1 protein-coding gene is annotated in these 1,903 nt (G+C 68.3%); it reads left to right on the forward strand.

Annotation, left to right across the window (positions count from 1 at the left end; translation table 11 throughout):
- A partial coding sequence (locus ACFP9U_RS24870) for a transglycosylase domain-containing protein (protein ID WP_378625548.1) occupies nucleotides 1-1,903 on the forward strand: 1,903 nt, incomplete at both ends.

Here is a 1,903-nt window from a genome sequence, read left to right on the forward strand (position 1 = left end):
GCGCCGCAGGAAACGCACGTCGAAGCGGAAGGGCTCGCGCCGCCGCGCGGGCGGGCGGGGCTTTTTCCGCCTTCTGCGCGGCCTCGCCTACTGGTCGCTGGTGCTCATGCTGTGGGCCGGCATCGCCGGCGTGGGGATTGCCGCCTTCTACGGTGCGAAGATGCCGGCCGCCACGACCTGGAGCATTCCCAACCGGCCGCCCAATGTGAAGATCGTTTCCGTCGACGGCAAGCTCATCGCCAATCGCGGCATGACGGGTGGCGAGGCGGTCGGCTTGCACGAGATGTCGCCCCATATCCCGCAGGCGGTCATTGCCATCGAGGACCGGCGCTTCTATTCGCATTGGGGCGTGGACCCCATCGGCCTCACCCGCGCCATGGTGGAAAACCTCGCCGAGGGCCGGATCACCCAGGGCGGGTCCACCATCACCCAGCAATTGGCCAAGAACCTGTTCCTGGAGCCCGACCGCACCATCGAGCGCAAGGTGCAGGAAGTGCTGCTCGCCCTGTGGCTGGAGCACAGGCACACCAAGGCGCAGATCCTCGAGATGTATCTGAACCGCGTCTATTTCGGCTCCGGCGCCTATGGCGTCGAGGCGGCATCGAGACGCTACTTCAACAAGCCCGCGCGCGATGTCACCCTCTCCGAGGCTGCCTTGCTTGCCGGGCTTCTGAAGGCGCCGTCGCGGCTTTCTCCGGCGCGCGACCCGCAGGCGGCCGAGGCACGGGCGCAGGTGGTGCTCTCGGCCATGCGCGCGCAGGGCATGATCGGCGACAGCCAGCTTGCCGCGGCCATCAGTGCGCCGGCCACGCGCGCCGCCGCCTACTGGACCGGTTCCGAGCACTATGTCGCCGACCGTGTGATGGAGGAACTGCCCGGCCTCATCGGCAATATCGAGCAGGACGTGGTGGTCGTCACCACGGTCGACCTCAGTCTGCAGAAGACGGCCGAGCGCTCCATCCGCCAGCTGATCGAGGAAAAAGGCAATAGCCTCGGCGTCAGCCAGGGCGCCCTCGTCTCTATCGACGGTTCGGGCGCCGTCAGGGCCATGGTCGGCGGCTATGACTACGCCAACAGCCAGTTCGACCGCGCCTCCGAAGCGCGACGCCAGCCAGGCTCCGCCTTCAAGCCCTTCGTGTACATGGCCGCGCTGGAGCAGGGCCGCACGCCCGAAAGCGTGCGCAACGACGCGCCGGTGAAGATCGGCAACTGGTCGCCCGACAACTACAAGGGCAAGTATCACGGCCGGGTCACGCTGGCCGAGGCGCTTGCCCGCTCGCTGAACTCCGTCGCCGCCCAGCTGGCTGTGGAGGTCGGCCCCGGGAGCGTGGTCGAGGTCGCCCATCGCATGGGCATCGAATCGAAGCTTTCGGCCAATGCCTCCATCGCGCTCGGCACCTCCGAGGTCACGCCTCTGGAACTGACCGCGGCCTATGTGCCCTTCGCCAATGGCGGACTCCGCCCCGAGGTCCATTTCGTCAGCCGCGTCAGCACCACGTCCGGCCGGCTGCTTTACGAACACCAGAACGGCAGCGTTCCGCGCGTGGCTTCGCCCCGCGTCGTCGGCATGATGAACGCGATGATGGCCGGCACCATCGAATACGGTTCCGCCAGGGCCGCCGATTTCGGCTGGCCGGCGGCGGGCAAGACGGGCACGACCCAGGACTCGCGAGATGCCTGGTTCGTCGGCTACACCGCAAACCTGGTCACCGGGGTGTGGTTCGGCAATGACGACGCCCGCCCGACCAAGGCCACCGGCAGCTCGCTCCCCGCCCTTGCCTGGCGCGAATTCATGAGCGCCGCGCACAAGGGTGTGCCCGTTGCCCGACTGCCGGGGGAATGGCATCCCGGGCGCGAGGCGCCGCCTGTCCCGCGCAACGCGATCGCCGGCTCGACACCGCAG

This window comes from Nitratireductor sp. GCM10026969, assembly GCF_042660605.1.
GTDB lineage: Bacteria > Pseudomonadota > Alphaproteobacteria > Rhizobiales > Rhizobiaceae > Chelativorans.